The organism is Streptomyces sp. SID3212, from assembly GCF_009865405.1.
In the GTDB taxonomy this organism is placed as follows: domain Bacteria; phylum Actinomycetota; class Actinomycetes; order Streptomycetales; family Streptomycetaceae; genus Streptomyces.
Genome location: NZ_WWJY01001130.1, coordinates 1 through 709 on the forward strand (window position 1 = coordinate 1; position 709 = coordinate 709).

A 709-nucleotide genomic window follows, 5' to 3' on the forward strand; every position below is an offset into this window, starting at 1 on the left:
CGCGTCCGGGCCGCGACCCCCGCGCCTGACCGCGCTGGCGGCGCTGTGCGGGCTCGAAGCCCTCACGCTGCTCGGTGCCGGCGGGTACCTGCTGGTCATGGGGTTGCTGGGCCGGCCCGACAGCCCCCGCCAGGCGGAGACGGGCGGCCTCACGGTGATCGTCCTCGCCCTGCTCCCGCTGCTGGCGGTCCGCGGCCTGCTGCTGCGCCGCTCCTGGAGCCGGGGCCCCGCGCTGATCATCCAGATCATGGCGCTGCCGGTCGCCTGGACCCTGCTCCAGTCGTCGGGCGCCGGCATCCCGGCCGGCATCGCGCTCGCGGCGGTGGCCGTGACGGGGCTGGTCCTGCTGCTCCACCCGACGACGACGGAGGCCCTGGGCATCGGCGCCCGGCCGGACGACTCGACGCGCGACTGAAATCCTGGGCGTGCGGGAATTCCTGGGCGTGTGCCCGGGAAGCGGCGTCCGGCCCGCGACGGTCGGGTGAGGTCGCGGCCGGTACGAACCCCGGCTGCCGGTCCCGTCCTGCCAGTCACCGCGCCAGGGGTTGGGGGTCCGCCTCCGAGCGTCGACGCTCAGGGTGCGGGGAACTTTCGGCGGTGCGCCCGCTGCCGCCTCGGCGGGGCGTATTCCTTCCGGCGACCGCCTGACGGCCCCGCGTCGGCGGTCGGGCCCGACCGCCGGCGTGTCGGGTGCGGAGGTCCGGGGCCA

The 709-nt window shown here is 77.0% G+C and carries 1 protein-coding gene; it reads left to right on the plus strand.

Annotation, left to right across the window (positions count from 1 at the left end; translation table 11 throughout):
- Nucleotides 1–415: hypothetical protein (locus tag GT042_RS33385; RefSeq protein ID WP_161312426.1), on the plus strand; the 415-nt coding region annotated here is incomplete at its 5' end.
- Nucleotides 416–709 lie beyond the last annotated feature (294 nt).